This is a genomic window from Micromonospora inyonensis (genome assembly GCF_900091415.1).
Taxonomy (GTDB): domain Bacteria; phylum Actinomycetota; class Actinomycetes; order Mycobacteriales; family Micromonosporaceae; genus Micromonospora; species Micromonospora inyonensis.
The window spans coordinates 2552697-2570449 of record NZ_FMHU01000001.1 but is presented as its reverse complement, the minus strand read 5'-3'; the positions used below and the strand labels follow the sequence as shown (position 1 = coordinate 2570449).

Sequence of the window (17753 nt, the reverse complement as noted above, 5' to 3'; positions counted from 1 at the left end):
TAACACCCGGCGTACGTCATGACGGGCCGGTGGTCGACTTCCCCACCACGGCGGCCGGCGACGGCTGGCGTGCAGGAGCCGGAGGAACGGGAGGCACGGCGGGAGTCGGTGCGGCGGCCGGCTGGTTGACGGCCGGCAGCGTCGGCCGTCCCGCGACCGCCACCCGGGCCACCCGGCGTCCCTCCAGCGCGAGCACCCGCAGCGACCAGCCGGCCGCCGGAGCCGGTTCCGCGACCGGGTGCGTCGTTCCGCCGCCCGGCGACCGGTTCGCGGCGCCGGCCGCGCGTCGGCCGGGCTCGGCGGCCACCGGCACCTCGTCGCCGACGACCGGCAGCCGACCGAGGGCGGCCATCACGTACCCGCCGACCGTCTCGTACGGACCGGTGGGCAGGACCACCCCGGTGCGCTCGGCGAAGTCGGCGAGGTTCAGCCGGCCGTCCACCACGCCGGGGAGGCCGGCGTGCACCGGGTCGGGATCGGTGTCGTACTCGTCGTGGATCTCCCCGATCAGCTCCTCGATCAGGTCCTCCAGGGTGACGATGCCGGCGGTACCGCCGTACTCGTCGACCACCACCGCGAGGTGGTGCCGCTCCCGGCGCATCTCGGTCAGGGCCGCCAGCACCCGCTTGCTGCCGGGGAGGCGCTTCACCTCGCGGGTCAGCTCGCCGACGGTCGTCCGGGGGTCCGGGTCGGGCCGGAGCAGCAGGTCGCGCAGGTGCACGAAGCCGACCACGTCGTCGTGGGTGCCGTCGATCACCGGGTAGCGGGTGTGTGTCTCGGTGCGGGCCAGTTCGGCGGCCTCGGCGACGGTGAGCCGTGCCGAGAGGAAGACCACCTCGGTACGGGGCATCATCACCTCGCGGACCAGGCTCGCCCCGGCCGCCAGCACCTCGTCGATGATCCGGCGCTCGTCGGCGTCGAGGAGGGTGTTGGCGGCGACCAGGTCGCGCAGGTCCGCCTCGCTGATCCGCTCCCGCCCGGCGGTGGGGCCCGCGCCCAGCAGGTGCGTCACCAGCCGGGTCGCCCCGTCCGCGGCCCGGACCACCACCCCGGCCACGGCCCGCGCCACCGGCCCCGGTTCGCGTCGCGGTCGTCCCGTTCGTCGTGACCGTCCCGGCGGTTGTCGCCGGGACCGGGAACCGCCCGTCTCCCGCATACCAGAGATGGTAGACACCCGGCCCCTCAGCGGATCCCCGGTGTTCGACTCTGTTCGACCCTGGAAGTTCATGGTGGAATAGCTCCCGGCGACGGACCGGGCCGCGCACGGCCGTCGGTCGTAGGGTGAGCTACGGAACGCGGCCACCAACCCGAGGTCGCCGTCAGGAGGGGGCCGACGTGAAACTGCTCGTCACCGGGGGGGCCGGCTACATCGGCAGCGTGGTGACCCGGATGCTGCTCGACGCCGGGCACGAGGTGGTCGTCCTGGACGACCTGCGCACCGGTCACCGCGAGGCGCTCGCCCCCGAGGCGACCCACGTCGAGGTCCCGGTGCACGAGGCCGCCCGCGTGCTCACCCCCCGGGCCGGATTCGACGGGGTGCTGCACTTCGCCGCGTTGATCGCCGCCGGGGAGTCCATGGTGCGGCCGGAGCTGTACTGGCACACCAACACCGTCGGCTCGCTCGCGCTGATCGACGCCGTCCGCGCCGCCGGAGTGCCGCGCCTGGTCTTCTCCTCCACGGCCGCCGTCTACGGCAACCCGGTCGAGCTGCCCATCCCGGAGACGGCGGTCAAGGCCCCCACCAACACGTACGGCGCGACCAAGCTCGCCGTCGACATGGCGCTCACCTCCGAGGCGATCGGGCACGACCTGGCGGCGGTCTCACTGCGCTACTTCAACGTCGCCGGGGCCTACCTCCGGGGCGATCTGGCCATCGGCGAACGGCACGACCCGGAGACCCACCTGATCCCGATCGCGTTGGAGGTCGCCGCCGGGCGGCGCGACAAGCTCCAGCTCTTCGGCGACGACTACCCCACCGTCGACGGCACCTGCGTCCGCGACTACATCCACGTCGAGGACCTCGCCCGCGCCCACCTGCTCGCGCTGGACGCGGCGACCCCCGGCCAGCACCGGATCTACAACCTCGGCAACGGCAACGGCTTCACCAACCGGCAGGTCGTCGAGGTGGTCCGTGAGGTCACCGGCCACCGGGTCCCGGTCGAGATCGCCGCGCGCCGCGAGGGCGACCCGGCCGAGCTGGTCGCCTCCTCCCGGCTGGCCCGCGCGGAACTCGGCTGGGTGCCGGAGAAGCCGACCCTGCACGACATGGTCGGCGACGCCTGGGCCTTCTACCGCACGCACATCCTGGAGCGGTCGTGACCACGCACCCCGTCCTCGCCGGTGACGTCGCCGACCGCGCCACCGCCGGCTTCCGGCAGCGGTACGCCACCGAGCCTGCCGGCCGCTGGGCGGCTCCCGGACGGGCCAACCTGATCGGCGAGCACACCGACTACAACGACGGTTTCGTGCTCCCCGTCGCCCTCTCCCTGCGGACCGTGGTGGCCGCCGCCGGGCAGCCCGACGGGGTCTGGACGGTCTGCTCCGAACTGGCCGACGAGTCGGTCGAGTTCACCGCCGACGACCTCGCCCCGGGCCGGGTCACCGGCTGGGGCGCGTACGTCGCCGGGGTGGTCTGGGCGCTGCGCGGGGCGGGGTACGCCGTACCGGGCGCGCGGCTCGCCATCGCCAGCGACGTACCGCTCGGTTCCGGCCTCTCCTCCTCGGCCGCGCTGGAGGCCGCGGTGCTGGCCGCCCTGGTCGACCTCGGCGGGCTGGACCTTCCCGCCGAACGACGGCCCCGGCTGGCCCAGCGGGCCGAGAACGCCTACGTCGGCGCGCCGACCGGGATCATGGACCAGTCCGCCGCGATCCGCTGCCGGGCCGGGCACGCGCTCTTCCTCGACTGCCGCACCGAGGAGGTCGAGCACATCCCGTTCGACCTCGACGCCGCCGGGCTGGCCATGCTGGTCGTCGACAGCCGGGCCCCGCACCGGCACGCCGACGGCGAGTACGCGGCCCGGCGCAGGTCCTGCGAGCAGGCCGCCGGTCTGCTCGGGGTGCCTGCCCTGCGGGACGTACCCGCTGCCGATCTGGACGCGACGCTGGGCCGGCTGCCCGACGACGAGACCCGGCGACGGGTCCGGCACGTGGTCACCGAGGACCAGCGGGTCCTCGACACCGTCGCGCTGCTGCGCGCCGGCCGGGTACGCGACATCGGCCCGCTGCTGACCGGGTCGCACGCCTCGATGCGGGACGACTTCGAGATCACCGTGCCGGAGATCGACCTCGCGGTCGAGGCGGCGCTGGCCGCCGGGGCGCTCGGTGCGCGGATGACCGGGGGCGGCTTCGGCGGCTGTGTGCTGGCGCTGGTGGAGGCGGCCTCGGCCGACACGGTCGCCGCCGCCGTCACGGCCGCGTACGCCGAGCGCGGCTTCGCCGCACCCGGTCACGTCCGGGTGCGGCCCGCCCCAGGTGCCAGCCGACTCGACTGAGGCGCTTGCCGGTACGCCCGCTCATGGTGGGCGCACGGCCGCAGCGCTGCGTGGTAAGTGTCGTGCGCTGTTCGGGTGGTTGCAGGGGGCCCTTCCTACCGGTTTTTGGTGAGGAAGGGCCCCCTGCATCCGGGGTGGGGGTTAGGTGGTTTCGACGATCATGGCGGCGGCGACGGTGCGGTTGGTGGCTTCGTCGATGATGATGAATCCGCCGGTGGTGCGGTTGCGGCGGTATTCGTCGGCGAGGAGTGGCACGGTGGTGCGGAGTCGGACCCGGCCGATCTCGTTGAGTGTCAACTCGGTGGCGGTGTCGTCGCGGTGCAGGGTGTTGATGTCGAGGCGGTAGTGCAGGTCCCGGACGATCGCGCGGGCGGTGCGGGTGGTGTGTTTGATGGTGTACCGGCCGCCGATCTGCAACGGTCGGGTCTCGTCCATCCAGCAGACCATCGCTTCCACATCCTGGGTGGGGGTGGGGGCGTTGTTGGGTCGGCAGATCATGTCGCCGCGGGAAATGTCGATCTCGTCGGTGAGGCGGACGGTGACGGACATGGGTGGGAACGCCTCGGCGACGGGTCCGTCGGCGGTGTCCACGGCTGCGATGCGGGAGGTGAACCCGGACGGTAGGACCATGATCTCGTCGCCGGGTTTGATCACGCCGGAGGCGACCTGCCCGGCGTAGCCGCGGTAGTCGGTGACGGTGGTCGACTGGGGGCGGATGACGTACTGGACGGGGAACCGCACGTCGACGAGGTTGCGGTCGGAGGCGATGTGCACGTGCTCCAGGTGGTGGAGCAGGGAGGGGCCTTCGTACCAGGGGGTGTTCTCGGATCGGGTGACGATGTTGTCGCCCTTGAGCGCGGAGATCGGCACGACCGCGAGGTCGGGGACGTCGAGTTTGGCGGCGAAGGCGGTGAACTCGTCGGCGATCTGGTCGAACACGTCCTGGGACCAGTCGACCAGGTCCATCTTGTTGACGCAGAGCACGAGGTGCGGGACGCGGAGCAGACTGCACAGGAAGGCGTGGCGGCGGGACTGTTCGACCAGGCCCTTACGGGCGTCGACGAGGATCAGGGCCAGGTCGGCGGTCGACGCGCCGGTGACCATGTTCCGGGTGTACTGGATGTGCCCGGGGGTGTCGGCGATGATGAACTTCCGCCGTGGGGTCGCGAAGTACCGGTAGGCGACATCGATCGTGATGCCCTGTTCCCGTTCCGCCCGCAACCCGTCGGTCAACAACGCCAGGTTCGTGTACTCGTCACCCCGCGCCGCCGAAACCGCTTCCACGGCCTCCAACTGATCCGTGAACAACGACTTCGTGTCATACAACAACCGGCCGATCAGCGTCGACTTGCCGTCGTCGACGCTGCCGGCGGTGGCGAAGCGCAACAGGTCCATCGGGCGGGCCGACGTCTCCGGGGCGATCGTCTCGGCACTCATCAGAAGTAGCCCTCCCGCTTGCGGTCCTCCATGGCGGCCTCACTCACCCGGTCGTCCCCCCGGGTCGCACCCCGCTCGGTGACCCGGGTCGCCCCGACCTCCTCGATCACCAACTCCACCGAGTCCGCGTCGGAGCGAACGGCAGCCGTGCACGAGGCGTCGCCGACGGTCCGGTACCGCACCCGCGCCTTGAACCGCTCCTCGCCGGCCCGGGGCTGGATGAACTCGTTCACCGCGTAGAGCATGCCGTCCCGCTCGATCACCTCACGCTCGTGCGCGAAGTAGATCGACGGCAACGCGATCCGCTCCCGAGCGATGTAGTGCCACACATCCAACTCGGTCCAGTTCGACAACGGAAACACCCGAATCGACTCACCCGCATGATGCCGACCGTTGTACAACGACCACAACTCCGGACGCTGATTCTTCGGATCCCACTGCCCGAACTCGTCCCGGAACGAGAACACCCGCTCCTTCGCCCGCGCCTTCTCCTCATCCCGACGCGCCCCACCGAACAACGCATCGAACCGGTGCTTCTCCACCGCGTCCAGCAACACCGGCGTCTGGATCCGGTTCCGGGTGCCGTCCGGGCTCTCCCGGACCAGGCCGCGCTCCAGCGCCTCGGGGACGCTCGCCACGATCAACTGGAGACCCAGCTCGGCGACCCGCTGGTCGCGGTACTCCAGGACCTCGGGGAAGTTGTGGCCGGTGTCGACGTGCATCACCGGGAACGGGATGTTCGCCGGAGCGAACGCCTTCTCCGCCAACCGGAGCATCACGATCGAGTCCTTGCCACCGGAGAAGAGCAGCACCGGCCGCTCCATCTCCGCCACCACCTCACGCATCACGAAGATGCTCTCCGCCTCCAACGCGTCCAGGTGGGAGACGCGGTAGGCCGTAGGGGCGGTCATGACACGGGCCCGCTTCGGGCGGATCGGCTCATGGATTCCAGACCTTTCCGGTCGGACACCTCAGGAAGTCGGGTCAGGCTACCCCGGAATGCCTCTGCAGCGCTGCAAGCAACCGGCTGGCGAGATCCTTGCGACAGACCAGCAGGTCAGGCAGGCGCGGATCCGCCTCGTTGTATTTCAGCGCAGATCCGTCAATCCGGGAAGCGTGCAGTCCGGTGGCCGTCGCCACAGCCACCGGCGCGGCCGAGTCCCACTCGTACTGCCCCCCGGCGTGGATGTACGCATCCACCTCACCAGTCACCACCGCCGCGATCTTCGCCCCCGCCGACCCCATCGGCACCAACTCCGCACCGATGTCCTCGGCCAGGTCGGTCAGGAAGACCGGCGGGCGACTGCGACTGGCCGCCAGCCGCAGCGTCCGTCCGCCCCGCGCGGTCGCGGCCTCCACCGTCATCGGCGGGTACGCGGGCGGTTGGTCGGTACCGAGCACCCGGTGCTGCGCCGGCAGCGCCACCGCCCCGGCGACCAGCCCGTGCGAGGCGGACCCGTTGCGCGCCCAGAGCGCCACGTGCACCGCCCAGTCCGACCGGCCCTCCTCGGAGAACTCCCGGGTCCCGTCCAACGGGTCGATGATCCACACCCGGTCGGCGGTGAGCCGGGAGACCGCGTCCGTCTTCACCTCGGCCGCCCAGGCCAGGCGGGAACCCTCGTCCTCCTCGGAGAGCACCGCGTCCGCCGGGCGCCAACGCGCCAGTTCGGTACGGATCAGATCGTGCGAGATCTTGTCCCCGGCCGCCTTCAACGCGCCCTGGTCGGTGAAGCCCAGCTCGGCCCGGAGGTCCAGCAGGGCCTGCCCGGCCCGTGCCGCCAACCAGCGGGCGAACGCACCGTCGATCATCGGAGGACTGCCCATGCCACACTCCCGCCGTTCGGGCCACGCCAAAGCCGCAGACTACCGGCCGCCGGCACCCCCGTCGGCACGGCCCGCCCGGCTCAGCTGCCGTGATAGGCGTTCTGCGTCCATTCGACGCCCCGGCTGATCACCGACTCGACCGCATCCGCCGCCCGGTCGACCAGGAACTCCAGCTCCTTGCGCTCGACGCTGGAGAAGTCGGACAGGACATAGTCGGCCGGGTCCTGCCGCCCCGGCGGGCGACCGATACCGAAGCGCACCCGGACGTAGTCCTTGGTCCCCAGCGACTTCGTCATGGAACGCAGGCCGTTGTGGCCACCCTCACCGCCACCGCACTTCACCCGCAGCTGGCCGTACCCGATGTCCAGCTCGTCGTGCACGGCGATCACCTGCGCCGGAGGGATCTTGTAGAACTGGGCCAGCGCGGCCACCGGGCCACCGGAGAGGTTCATGTACGTCAGTGGCTTGGCCAGCACGAGCTTCGGCCCGCCGAACCCGAGCCGCCCCTCGGCGGCGTCGGCCATCGCCCGCCGGTGCCGCCCGAACCTGCCACTCACCCGGCTGGCGAGCAGATCAGCCACCATGAAGCCGACGTTGTGCCGGTGACCGGCGTACTCCCGGCCCGGGTTGCCCAGGCCGACCACCAGCCACGGCCGGTCCTCGTCCGTCACGTACCGCCCTCCCGTCCCGACAACCACGGCGGCATTCCGCCGGTTCCGCTGGCCGTGATACGACGACAGGCGCCCCCGAAGCGATCGGGGACGCCTGCCACACGGCTTCGATCAGGCCTCGGTGCGCCCCTCGGCCGGGGTCTCCTCGCCCTCGGCGGCCGGGGTCTCGGCACCCTCGGCCGCCTCACCCTCGGCGACCTCGGCCTCGACGGGCGTCGCCTCGGTCTCGGGCAGGGTCGCCTCGAGCTGCTCGGCGGTCGGCGCGGCGGTCACCGCGGCGACCGACAGCTCCGGGTCGGCGACCAGCTCGACACCGGCCGGCAGCTCGACGTCGGCGGCGGTGACCTGGGTGCCGGCCTCAAGGCCCTCGATGGAGGCCTCCAGGTGATCCGGGACCTTGGTGGCCTCGGCGGTCACCGTGAGGGTGTCGTGGTCGTGCACGATCAGGGTGTCCTTCGCGGCGTCACCGGTCAGCTGCACCGGCACCTCGACGGTGACCTTCTCGCCCCGACGGACCAGCAGCAGGTCGATGTGCTCGAAGGTGTCCTTGATCGGGTCACGCTGGATCGCCTTCGGCAGCGCGAGCACCTGGGTGCCGTCGCTGACCTCGATGGCGAAGAGCTGGTTGGCCCCACCCTTACGGATCGCCGCGGCGAACTCGCGGGCCGGGAGCGCGATGTGCTTGGGCTTCTCGCCGTGGCCGTACAGCACGGCGGGCACCTTGCCGGCCCGGCGGGTACGACGGGCACCACCCTTGCCGAACTCGGTGCGGGGCTCGGCGCTGATCTTTACCTCGGACACGGGGAAACTCCTGAATGCTTTCGCTGCGGCGGCTTTTAGTCGTCTGGCGGTGCTGGGGCGAGGGGCTCGCTGGGGCGCATGCGTCTGAACGACTGCCCGGAGCACCGCGTCGATGACGGTGCCTCCGTGCGGCGCTTCTCAGCAGCCCGCAGGGCACCCTCGCCGTGGCAACCGGACCAGTCTACCCGAGCGCATTCCGGGCTCTTCACCAGTCCCCACACTTCACCGCCCCGCCGGCCCGGGGCCGGCGGGGAACGGTGGCGCGACGTGGGCCGCACCGGCGGCGGGGCCCGCACCCCGCCGCCGCTTTCGTCAGCTCAGCCCACCGAAGAGGGTGGTCACCGACCCGTCGTCGAAGACCTCCCGGATGGCCCGGGCCAGCAGTGGCGCGATCGACAGGACGGTGATCTTGTCGAGCTGCTTCTCCGGCGGCAGCGGCAGCGTGTTGGTCACCACCACCTCGCTGATCGGGCTGTTCTTCAGCCGCTCGGTGGCCGGGTCGGAGAGCAGGGCGTGCGTGGAGGCGACGATGACGTCGGCCGCACCCGACTCGTGGAGGATGTCGGCCGCCTTGGCGATCGTGCCGCCAGTGTCGATCATGTCGTCGACGATCAGGCAGACCCGGCCCTCGACGTCACCGACCACCCGGTTCGCCACCACCTGGTTCGGCTTCATCGGATCCCGGGTCTTGTGGATGAAGGCCAGCGGGCAGCCGCCCAGCCGGTCGGTCCACCGCTCCGCGACGCGCACCCGGCCGGAGTCCGGCGCCACAACGGTCATCGGCCGGCCCGCGTACTTGCGCTCGACGTACTCGGCGAGGATGTCCATCGCGAAGAGGTGGTCCACCGGACCGTCGAAGAACCCCTGGATCTGCGCGGTGTGCAGGTCGACGGTGAGGATCCGGTTCGCCCCCGCCGTCTTGAGCAGGTCGGCGATCAGCCGGGCCGAGATCGGCTCCCGGCCCCGGTGCTTCTTGTCCTGCCGCGCGTACGGGTAGAACGGCAGGACCACGGTGATCCGCTTGGCCGAACCGCGCTTCAGCGCGTCGACCATGATCAGGGTCTCCATGACCCAGGTGTTGACCCCGTGCGTCACGGACTGGACGACGAACGCGTCCGACCCACGTACCGAGTCCTTGTACCGTACGAAGATCTCGCCGTTGGCGAACTCGTACGCGTCGGCGGAAGTCGGCGCGACGCCGAGCACCTCACCGATCTCCCTGGCCAACTCCGGAAACCCTCGTCCAGAGAAGAGCATCATGCTCTTGCGGTTTTCGGCGACGATGCTGCCCATGGCCCGTCTGCTCCCGTGGGTAGAGGTGGTGGTCCGGGACTACTCGGTTGCAGTATCTACCTCGCCGCCGGCCGTCCGAACCGGCTCGGCACCGCCGTGGATTGCCTCACCCTCGCGCGCGCCCGGCCCCTGTCCGGAAGCAGCCTCCGTGGCCCGCCGTGCGGCTTCTGCGGCGGCCGTACCGGCGCGGCGCATGGCCACCCAACCCGTGATGTTGCGCTGCCGCGCCCGGGCCACTCCCATCGCTCCCGGCGGCACGTCCTCCACGATGACCGAGCCGGCGGCGGTGTACGCCCCGTCGCCCACCTCGACCGGGGCGACGAACATGTTGTCCGCTCCGGTCCGGGCGTGGCTGCCGATCACCGTGCGGTGCTTGCTCACCCCGTCGTAGTTCACGAAGACCGTCGCGGCGCCGATGTTGCTCTGCTCGCCGATGGTGGCGTCCCCGACGTAGGTGAGGTGAGGGACCTTGGAGCCGGCCCCGATCTCGGAGTTCTTCACCTCGACGAAGGTGCCCACCTTGGCCTTCTCCGCCAGCTTCGCCGCCGGGCGCAGGTACGCGTACGGGCCGACGCTGGCCCGGGGACCGACCTCGGCGCCCACCGCGTGGCTGCGCACCACCGTCGCCCCCGCGCCGACCACGGTGTCCTCCAGCGTGACGTCCGGCCCGACCAGCGCACCGGCCCCGACCACACTGGCACCCTTGAGCTGGGTGTTCTGGTCGATCACCGCGTCCCGCTCCAGGGTGACCGTCACGTCGATCCAGGTGGTCTCCGGGTCGAGCAGGCTGACACCGGTCCGCATCCAGCTTTCGTTCACCCGGTCCCGCAGCAGCCGGCGCAGCCCGGCCAGCTCGACCCGGTCGTTGCAGCCCAGGGTCTCGACGTGGTCGGCGGCGACGTGCACCGCCACCGGCTCACCGGCCGAGGCGAAGAGCCCGAAGACGTCGGTGAGGTACTCCTCGCCCTGGTCGTTGTCGGTGCAGAGCTTGCCGAGCGCATCCCGCAGCCGCACCACGTCGAAGGCGTAGATGCCGGCGTTGATCTCGCGGATCGCCCGCTCCCCGGGGGTGGCGTCCCGCTCCTCGACGATCCGCTCGAGGCGGCCGGTGGAGTCGCGGACGATCCGCCCGAGGCCGGTCGGGTCGGGCACCTCGGCGGCCAGCACGGTCGCCGCGGCACCCGCGTCCTCGTGCGCCCCGACCAGGGCCGCCACCGTCTCCGGCCGGAGCAACGGCACGTCGCCGTTGATCACGACCACCGTGCCGGTCGCGTCGGGGACCGCCTCCAGGGCGATGCGGACGGCGTGCCCGGTGCCCAATTGCTGGGCCTGGAGGACCGGGGTCGCCTCCGGGGCGACCTCGGCCAGGTGCGCCCGGACCTGGTCCGCACCGTGCCCGACCACGACGACCGTGCGCTCCGCGCGCAGCGGCGCGGCGGCGGTCAGGACGTGGCCGACAAGGGTGCGGCCCAGCAGCGGGTGCAGCACCTTGGGCAATGCCGACTTCATCCGCTTGCCCTCACCAGCGGCGAGCACGACAACGATGCGGGGGTGCGGCTGGGACACGACGAATGCTCCCGTCGGCAGTCGGACAGTCTGCGGCCATGCTAACCACGCATCATCCGCTCATGTGTACAAGCTCCCGGGAGAGGACTCGAACCCCTACAATCAGGACCAAAACCTGACGTCCTGCCATTAGACGACCCGGGAAGGTCTGAAGCGGACAAAAGCCCGCGGCCCGCAACGCTCCCTACACCTTAGCGCCCCGACTCCGGATGCTCATCGCTCATTCCCGCCGATCTTCCGGGCGCGGGTCCCGGGAGGCGCCGTGTACCGGAGCAGACCGCTGCCAAACTGCGCAAACCCGACCGGGGAGCGGTAAACCGATCGATGCCGCCCCACGGGAACCTGGCAGTATTGCCGGGTGACCGAGCGCAGCGGGGGCGAACGCGGGCGGCCCGGGAGCCGCGCCGAGGGGGCGCCCTCCGGGTACGGTCGGTCCTTCCAGGACCGCGATCCGGACCGGCGCCAACGGCGCGAGCAGGTGAACGCGCCCAGCGGGGGCACCGTTCCACGACAGGGCGTCACCGAGCGTCCGCGAGGTGATGACATGGCGAGCGTCCCCGACGGCGACAGCGGTCCGGCCCGACGGCGGGCCGTGCCGCCATCGGCGAAACCGGTGCCCCGGGTACGGATGCCCGCGGCCCAGCGTCGTGAGCAACTCATCTCGATCGCACGGCAGATCTTCGCCGAGCGTGGTTTCGACGCGACCTCGATAGAGGAGGTGGCGGCGAGAGCGAAGGTCTCCAAGCCGGTGGTCTACGAGCACTTCGGCGGCAAGGAGGGCCTCTACGCGGTGGTGGTGGACCGGGAGGTCCGCTCCCTGCTGGACCGGATCACCACGGCGCTGACCGCCGGCCACCCACGGGAGCTGCTGGAGCAGGCGGCCATGGCGCTGCTCAGCTATATCGAGGAGGATGCCAGCGGCTTCCGGGTGCTGGTCCGGGAATCGCCACTGCTCTCCGCCACGGGCAACTTCAGCAGCGTGCTCAACGACGTCGCGCACCAGGTGGAGCACATCCTCGGCGCCGAGTTCAAGAGCCGGGGGTACGACCCGAAGCTGGCGGAGCTGTACTCGCAGGCGCTGGTGGGCATGGTGGCGCTGACCGGCCGCTGGTGGCTGGAGGTGCGCAGGCCACGCAAGGAGACGGTCGCCGCGCACCTGGTCAACCTGGCCTGGAACGGCCTGTCGCACCTGGAGGCGAAGCCGGGGATGATCACCGTGCGCGGTCGGTGAGGCGGGCCGTCGACGGCCCCGTGGTGGGAACGGTGCGTCCGCGTCGCCGCCGCCCGGAGCTGGACCGGCCGCCCGCTCAGCGGGGACCGGTGATGACGTGGTTCCGCTCGCGTCGTTCGCTCTCGGCGTACTCGGGCGGGCCGACCTTGTCGTAGAGGCCGGTGGCGAGGAGCAGCAGCCCGAAGACCATCGAGACGATGACCGTGGACATCGAGAAGTTCAGGATGTTCGCGTCGGTCTGGAGCACGCTCATCATCAACACACCGGTGACCATGAAGACCACCCCGGCCGTGAGGTTCATGTAGTGCCCGAGGTTGCTCCGGCGGGACGCGCCGATCAGCAGCACGATGCCGAAGAGCACCGAGGCCAGCGAGAAGGCCGGGTTGGTGCGTAGCCCGAGGGCCCAGTGGCTGCCCCGGTCGAAGAGGGGCTCGCCCCACGTCTGCACGACGCCCCAGACACCGAAGACCAGGATGTAGAAGCCGACGAGGCCGGCGAAGACCCGGTAGAGCGGGCGCGCCGGATGGTTGACCGGGAAGTGCGGCATGACACCCTCCTCCGAATCCGGGAGCAATCTCTGCGGATTGTCACCCGGAACGGGGGAGGGTGTCCGACGAACCGCCGAGGCCGGTGCCGGAATCGCCTCAGAGCAGCAGCCGGGCCTCCTGCCAGGCCTTCTGGTCCTCCTCGGTGCCGACCTTGCCGTACATGCCGACCATCAGCAGAACCAGGCCGAGGACCATGGTCACGATCACGGTGGCGATGGTGAAGTTGAAGATGTTGACGTCGGTCTGGAGGAAGGCCAGCTCGAAGAGGCTGAGCGCCAACAGCCCGTACGCCGTCCACTGGTTGATCGCGACGTCGCGGTTGCGGCCGAGGGCGGTGCCGGCCAGCACGGCGGCGCCGATCACGATGGTGAGGAGGGAGAATCCGAGATTCGTCCCCTGGCCGAGGACCTTGGTGTCATCCTGGGCGAAGAGCTCGTCGCCCATCGTGGTGACGACACCGAGGACACCGAAGACCACCAGGTACAGACCGGTCAGCCCGCCGATCGCCCGGTAGATCGGCCGCGCGGGGTGGTTGACGGGGGTGTGGGCCATGTCTGAGTCTCCAACGCCGGTCGGTTGAGGGGTTCGTGAGTGATTCTCCCGCATACCGTGTGGTGACGCCGCAACGGACCCCGCCTTTGTGACCGTGGGCGGCCGGACGTGGTCAGCTCTCCGGGATCTCCTCGGCGAGGCCCAGCCACGACTCCTCGGTCCGCTCCCGCTCCGCGCGTACCTCCTTGAGCTGCGCGTCGAGGTCGGCGACCCGGGCGTAGTCGGTGGCGTTCGCGGCGAGCTGGTCGAGCAGAGCGGCCTCCTTCTGCTCCAGCTTGCCGATCTGCCGTTCCAGCCGGGCGAGTTCCTTGCGGGCCTGCCGGGCCTCGGCGGCGGACATACCGGCGGCGGCGGAGGCGGTGGACGTCGTGGCGCTGGTGAGGGCCGGAGCCGGCGCGGCCCGCCCGGCGGCCCGGGCGAGGTACTCGTCGACACCGCCGGGCAGGTGCACCAGACGGCCGTCGCCGAACATCCCGTAGACCACGTCGGTGACCCGTTCGACGAGGTACCGGTCGTGGCTGGCCACGACGATCGTGCCGGGCCAGGAGTCGAGCAGGTCCTCCAGGGCGGCCAGGGTGTCGGTGTCCAGGTCGTTGGTGGGCTCGTCGAAGAGGAGCACGTTCGGCTCGGCGGCGAGCAGGCGGAGCATCTGGAGCCGGCGCCGCTCCCCGCCGGAGAGGTCGCCGACCGGCGTCCAGAGCCGCCGGTCGTCGAAACCGAAGGTCTCGGCGAGCTGGGCGGCGGAGAGTTCCCGGTCGCCGAGCTGCACCCGGCGGGCGACCTCCTCCACGGCCTCCAGCACCCGCAGGTGGCCGGGGAGTTCGGCCAGCTCCTGGGAGAGGAAGGCCGGCCGGACCGTGGAACCGGTGACCAGGCGACCGCCGTCCGGGCGGGTCACCCCGGCGAGCATCCGCAACAGGGTGGTCTTGCCGGCCCCGTTCGCGCCGAGAATGGCGATCCGGTCGCCGGGCCCGACCTGCCAGGTGACGTCGTGCAGGATCTCCTTGGGGCCGGCGTGCAGGTCGACGTGCTCCAGGTCGTACACCTGCTTGCCGAGCCGGGCGGTGGCCAACCGTTGCAGCGACATGGTGTCGCGCGGCGGTGGCACGTCGGCGATCAGCGCGTTGGCGGCGTCGATCCGGAACCGGGGCTTGGAGGTCCGGGCCGGCGGGCCGCGCCGCAGCCAGGCGATCTCCTTGCGGAGCAGGTTCTGCCGGCGGGCCTCGGTGGCGGCGGCGACCCGTTCCCGCTCGGCGCGGGCGAGCGTCCAGGCGGCGAAGCCGCCCTCGTAGGCGCGGACGGTCTGGTCGGCGACCTCCCAGGTGGTGGTGCAGACCGCGTCGAGGAACCAGCGGTCGTGGGTGACCACGACCAGCGCGCCCTTCCGCCCCACGAGATACCTGGCCAGCCAGTCGACGCCGCCGACGTCGAGGTGGTTGGTGGGCTCGTCGAGGATGAGCAGGTCGGACTCCCGGACCAGCAGCGCGGCCAGCGCCACCCGGCGTCGCTCGCCACCGGACATCGGACCGACCGGCTGGTCGAGGCCGAGGTGTGGCATGCCGAGGCCGTCGAGGATGGCCCGGACCCCGGCGTCGCCGGCCCACTCGTGCTCGGCGCCCATGCTCTCGCCGAGCCAGGCGGTGCCGAGGACCACGTCCCGCACGGTAGCGTCCGGGGCGAGCGTCAGGGTCTGCGGCAGCCAGGCGACCCGCAGGTCGCGCCGGTGGGTGACCCGGCCGTCGTCCGGCTCCTCCTGCCGGGTGAGCATCCGCAGCAGGGTGGACTTGCCGGCCCCGTTGAGCCCGACCACGCCGATCCGGTCGGCGTCGTCGAGACCGAGCGAGACGTCGGTGAGCAGTGGCCCGGCGGCGCCGTACCCCTTGGACACCCGGTCCAGGTTGACGATGTTGGCCACTCCCCCACCTTTCATGATCAAGGCGCCCCGGTGCCGGACGGGCACCACGGGACGCCGGCCCCAAGCGTAGCCGCCCCGACCGTCCCGCCCACCGGCCCCGTGCCACGCCGTGCCACGCCGCCCCGCGCCGTGCCGTTCCGCGCCGTGCCCTCCCGCCCCACGCCGTGCCCTGCCGCGCCGCCCTGCCGCGCCGTGCCCTGCCGCGCCATGCCGGCTTCCGCTCCCGCTTGGGGCACGTCGGCGAGACGCGCGGCGTCGTCAGCCCCGGATACCGCAGATCGGGACGCCGGCCGCGGACGGCCGGGGGGAGCGGCAGGCGGTGGGGTCAGCAGATGCGGGCGCCGGCGACCGGGCCGTGGGCGGGACGGGCCTGGCGGCACACCCCGGCGGCGGTCAGCTCCCCGGCCACCCGTTCCGCGTCGTCGGCGTCCTTGGTCAGGAAGACGCAGGTGGGGCCGGAACCGGACACGATGCCGGCGAGCGCGCCGGCCGCCTCCCCGGCCCGGAGCGTGGCGGCCAGCGTCGGCCGCATGGACAGGGCGGCGGCCTGGAGGTCGTTGCCGAGCACGGCGGCGAGCACGGCCGGGTCCCGCTGACGCAGGGCGGCGAGGAGCGCGTCGGTGCTGCCGATCGGACCGGGGGCGTCGCCCGTGTCGCGGAGCCGGTCGAGTTCCCGGTACGCCTCGGGGGTGGAGAGCCCGCCGTCGGCGATCGCCACCACCCAGTGCCAGGAGGTGGGGCGGACCAGCACGGGGCTGACCGCCTCGCCCCGGCCAGTGCCCAGCGCCGTCCCGCCGTGGATGAGGAACGGCACGTCGGAGCCGAGGTCGGCGGCGATCGTGGCGAGCTCGTCGCGGGACAGGCCGGTGCCCCAGAGCGCGTCGCAGGCGACCAGGGTGGCCGCGGCGTCGGCGCTCCCACCGGCCAACCCGCCCGCGAGCGGGATCTGCTTGCGCAGGTGCAGTCGGGCGTGCGCCGGGCAGCCGGTGTGCGCGGCCAGCGCCCGGGCTGCCCGGACCACCAGGTTGGAATCGTCCAGGGCCAGCTCACCGGCGCCCTCGCCCTCCATGGTGAGGGTGAGGGTGTCCCCGCGACGGGCGGTCAGCTCGTCGTGGATCGAGATGGCGTGGTAGACGGTGTTCAGCTCGTGGTAGCCGTCGGCGCGGAGCGGCCCGACCCCGAGATGCAGGTTGATCTTGGCGGGTACCCGGACCCGGACCGGACCACCGGCCCCCTGCTGCTGGTCGTCCTCGTCCGGTCGCCATGCCCCGGTCACGGGGTGACGTCCCGGACGCGCAGGCGGATGTCGAACGGCTCTTCCACGGTCAGCTCCTCGGCGAAGTCGGGGGCCGGCTCGTGGTGGCCCTCGACCAGGTCGTCGGTACCCGGGTCCGCCCGGCGGGGGCGGACTCGCGGGTCAGCCTACTGTGCGGGCGGCGTACCGGCGGGAGCCGACGCGGCGATCGCGGCGAACTGCTCGACGGTGAGCTGCTCGCCCCGGGCGCCGGGGTCCACCCCCGCCGCGGTGAGCGCCGCCGCGGCCCGGTCCGCGCTCCCCGCCCAGCCGGCCAACGCGGCGCGCAGGGTCTTGCGGCGCTGCGCGAACGCCGCGTCCACCACGGCGAAGACCCGCGTCCGGGGTACGTCCGGCCGGGGCGGGTCGTGCCGGGTGAAGGCGACCAAGCCGGAGTCGACGTTCGGGACCGGCCAGAACACGTTCGGCGGGACGCGGCCGGCCGACCGGGCGGACGCGTACCAGGCGAGCTTGACCGAGGGAATGCCGTACACCCGGGAGCCGGGACCGGCGACCAGCCGGTCGGCGACCTCCTTCTGCACCATCACCAGGCCGCTGCGGAGGCTGGGCAGCTCGGCGAGGAGGTGCAGCACCACCGGCACGGCCACGTTGTAGGGCAGGTTGGCCACCAGGGCGGTCGGGGCCGGGTCGGCCAGCTCGGCGGCGGTGACCCGCAGCGCGTCGGCCCGGTGCACGGTGAGCCGGGCGGCGTCCGGCCCGGCGAACCGGGCGGCGGTCTCCGGCAGCGCCCCGGCCAGCGTCGGGTCGATCTCCACGGCGTGCACGTGCGCGGCGGCCGGCAGCAGCCCGAGGGTGAGCGATCCGAGGCCGGGGCCGACCTCCAGGGCCACGTCGTCCGGGGTGAGCCCGGCGGCGGTGACGATCCGGCGCACCGTGTTCGGGTCGTGCACGAAGTTCTGGCCGAGCTTCTTGGTCGGTGCCACGCCCAGCCGGGCGGCCAGATCCCGGATCTCCGCCGGGCCGAGCAGGTCTACGGCCATGGCCCCACACCCTACGTCGCCGCCCGCCGCCCCTCGGCCGGGGTGGTGGGGGAAGGTGGGGGGCAGAGGTGGGCCGGGGCGGGCCGGGGCGGTAGCAGGGGTCCCCTGCTACCGCTTTTTGTCGAGGAA

16 protein-coding genes and 1 tRNA gene are annotated in these 17753 nt (G+C 72.1%); 3 read left to right on the top strand and 14 right to left on the bottom strand.

Annotated elements, in window-relative coordinates; all coding sequences use genetic code 11:
* Nucleotides 1–16: 16 nt before the first annotated feature.
* Nucleotides 17–1156: a hemolysin family protein gene (locus GA0074694_RS11630; protein ID WP_091456827.1), complete on the bottom strand. Its 1140-nt coding sequence runs from the start codon at nt 1154–1156 to the stop codon at nt 17–19.
* A 179-nt stretch (nt 1157–1335) separates the two neighbouring features.
* Here GA0074694_RS11630 and galE point away from each other — a divergent pair, with 179 nt between their 5' ends.
* Nucleotides 1336–2319: a UDP-glucose 4-epimerase GalE gene (gene galE / locus GA0074694_RS11625; protein WP_091456824.1), complete on the top strand. Its 984-nt coding sequence runs from the start codon at nt 1336–1338 to the stop codon at nt 2317–2319.
* Entirely contained in the window at nt 2316–3491 is a 1176-nt protein-coding gene (gene galK, locus GA0074694_RS11620; protein ID WP_091456820.1) for a galactokinase, read from the top strand. The genes galE and galK overlap by 4 nt, the downstream gene beginning before the upstream one ends.
* 141 nt (nt 3492–3632) lie before the next feature.
* On the opposite strand, the gene GA0074694_RS11615 is transcribed toward galK, so the two are convergent.
* The 8 genes from GA0074694_RS11615 to GA0074694_RS11580 all read right to left on the bottom strand — a co-directional run bounded on the left by GA0074694_RS11615 (nt 3633) and on the right by GA0074694_RS11580 (nt 11227).
* On the bottom strand, nt 3633–4928 hold the full coding sequence (locus tag GA0074694_RS11615) for a sulfate adenylyltransferase subunit 1 (RefSeq protein ID WP_091456645.1): 1296 nt from the start codon (nt 4926–4928) through the stop codon (nt 3633–3635).
* The gene (cysD, locus tag GA0074694_RS11610) at nt 4928–5839 is read right to left on the bottom strand and encodes a sulfate adenylyltransferase subunit CysD (RefSeq protein WP_091456818.1); all 912 of its coding nucleotides are present in this window, start codon (nt 5837–5839) and stop codon (nt 4928–4930) included. The genes GA0074694_RS11615 and cysD overlap by 1 nt, the downstream gene beginning before the upstream one ends.
* A gap of 73 nt (nt 5840–5912) precedes the next feature.
* Complete coding sequence (locus GA0074694_RS11605; protein ID WP_091456814.1) at nt 5913–6752, bottom strand: 3'(2'),5'-bisphosphate nucleotidase CysQ; 840 nt, start codon at nt 6750–6752, stop codon at nt 5913–5915.
* An 80-nt stretch (nt 6753–6832) separates the two neighbouring features.
* Nucleotides 6833–7423, bottom strand: coding sequence for an aminoacyl-tRNA hydrolase (gene pth / locus GA0074694_RS11600; protein WP_091456810.1), 591 nt, complete (start codon nt 7421–7423; stop codon nt 6833–6835).
* Nucleotides 7424–7534: 111 nt separating this feature from the next.
* A complete protein-coding gene (locus GA0074694_RS11595) occupies nt 7535–8224 on the bottom strand; it encodes a 50S ribosomal protein L25/general stress protein Ctc (protein ID WP_091456807.1) in 690 nt (229 codons plus the stop codon).
* 312 nt (nt 8225–8536) lie between these two features.
* Nucleotides 8537–9517, bottom strand: coding sequence for a ribose-phosphate diphosphokinase (locus GA0074694_RS11590; RefSeq protein ID WP_091456805.1), 981 nt, complete (start codon nt 9515–9517; stop codon nt 8537–8539).
* A gap of 39 nt (nt 9518–9556) precedes the next feature.
* Nucleotides 9557–11083, bottom strand: a complete 1527-nt coding sequence (gene glmU, locus GA0074694_RS11585) for a bifunctional UDP-N-acetylglucosamine diphosphorylase/glucosamine-1-phosphate N-acetyltransferase GlmU (protein ID WP_091456802.1) — start codon at nt 11081–11083, stop codon at nt 9557–9559.
* A 73-nt stretch (nt 11084–11156) separates the two neighbouring features.
* Nucleotides 11157–11227 (bottom strand) — tRNA-Gln (locus GA0074694_RS11580).
* A gap of 400 nt (nt 11228–11627) precedes the next feature.
* On the opposite strand from GA0074694_RS11580, the gene GA0074694_RS11575 reads away from it, so the two are divergent.
* On the top strand, nt 11628–12314 hold the full coding sequence (locus GA0074694_RS11575) for a TetR/AcrR family transcriptional regulator (RefSeq protein WP_091456797.1): 687 nt from the start codon (nt 11628–11630) through the stop codon (nt 12312–12314).
* 76 nt (nt 12315–12390) lie between these two features.
* Here GA0074694_RS11575 and GA0074694_RS11570 read toward each other — a convergent pair whose 3' ends face one another.
* The 5 genes from GA0074694_RS11570 to rsmA all read right to left on the bottom strand — a co-directional run bounded on the left by GA0074694_RS11570 (nt 12391) and on the right by rsmA (nt 17624).
* Nucleotides 12391–12861 (bottom strand): DUF4383 domain-containing protein, encoded by a 471-nt coding sequence (locus tag GA0074694_RS11570; protein WP_091456794.1) that lies wholly within the window; start codon nt 12859–12861, stop codon nt 12391–12393.
* A gap of 97 nt (nt 12862–12958) precedes the next feature.
* Complete coding sequence (locus tag GA0074694_RS11565) at nt 12959–13414, bottom strand: DUF4383 domain-containing protein (RefSeq protein WP_091456791.1); 456 nt, start codon at nt 13412–13414, stop codon at nt 12959–12961.
* Nucleotides 13415–13526: 112 nt separating this feature from the next.
* Nucleotides 13527–15329, bottom strand: coding sequence for an ABC-F family ATP-binding cassette domain-containing protein (locus GA0074694_RS11560; protein ID WP_091456788.1), 1803 nt, complete (start codon nt 15327–15329; stop codon nt 13527–13529).
* Nucleotides 15330–15654: 325 nt separating this feature from the next.
* The gene (locus GA0074694_RS11555) at nt 15655–16605 is read right to left on the bottom strand and encodes a 4-(cytidine 5'-diphospho)-2-C-methyl-D-erythritol kinase (protein ID WP_091456785.1); all 951 of its coding nucleotides are present in this window, start codon (nt 16603–16605) and stop codon (nt 15655–15657) included.
* 146 nt (nt 16606–16751) lie between these two features.
* Nucleotides 16752–17624: a 16S rRNA (adenine(1518)-N(6)/adenine(1519)-N(6))-dimethyltransferase RsmA gene (gene rsmA / locus GA0074694_RS11550; protein WP_091456781.1), complete on the bottom strand. Its 873-nt coding sequence runs from the start codon at nt 17622–17624 to the stop codon at nt 16752–16754.
* Nucleotides 17625–17753: the final 129 nt, after the last annotated feature.

What these genes read in the sequence shown, in the direction of transcription:
- GA0074694_RS11630 (WP_091456827.1), bottom strand. Translation starts at nt 1,156, where the DNA reads ATGCGGGAGACGGGCGGTTCCCGGTCCCGGCGACAACCGCCGGGACGG.
- GA0074694_RS11615 (WP_091456645.1), bottom strand. Translation starts at nt 4,928, where the DNA reads ATGAGTGCCGAGACGATCGCCCCGGAGACGTCGGCCCGCCCGATGGAC.
- cysD (WP_091456818.1), bottom strand. Translation starts at nt 5,839, where the DNA reads ATGACCGCCCCTACGGCCTACCGCGTCTCCCACCTGGACGCGTTGGAG.
- GA0074694_RS11605 (WP_091456814.1), bottom strand. Translation starts at nt 6,752, where the DNA reads ATGGGCAGTCCTCCGATGATCGACGGTGCGTTCGCCCGCTGGTTGGCG.
- GA0074694_RS11590 (WP_091456805.1), bottom strand. Translation starts at nt 9,517, where the DNA reads ATGGGCAGCATCGTCGCCGAAAACCGCAAGAGCATGATGCTCTTCTCT.
- GA0074694_RS11575 (WP_091456797.1), top strand. Translation starts at nt 11,628, where the DNA reads ATGGCGAGCGTCCCCGACGGCGACAGCGGTCCGGCCCGACGGCGGGCC.
- GA0074694_RS11570 (WP_091456794.1), bottom strand. Translation starts at nt 12,861, where the DNA reads ATGCCGCACTTCCCGGTCAACCATCCGGCGCGCCCGCTCTACCGGGTC.
- GA0074694_RS11565 (WP_091456791.1), bottom strand. Translation starts at nt 13,414, where the DNA reads ATGGCCCACACCCCCGTCAACCACCCCGCGCGGCCGATCTACCGGGCG.
- rsmA (WP_091456781.1), bottom strand. Translation starts at nt 17,624, where the DNA reads ATGGCCGTAGACCTGCTCGGCCCGGCGGAGATCCGGGATCTGGCCGCC.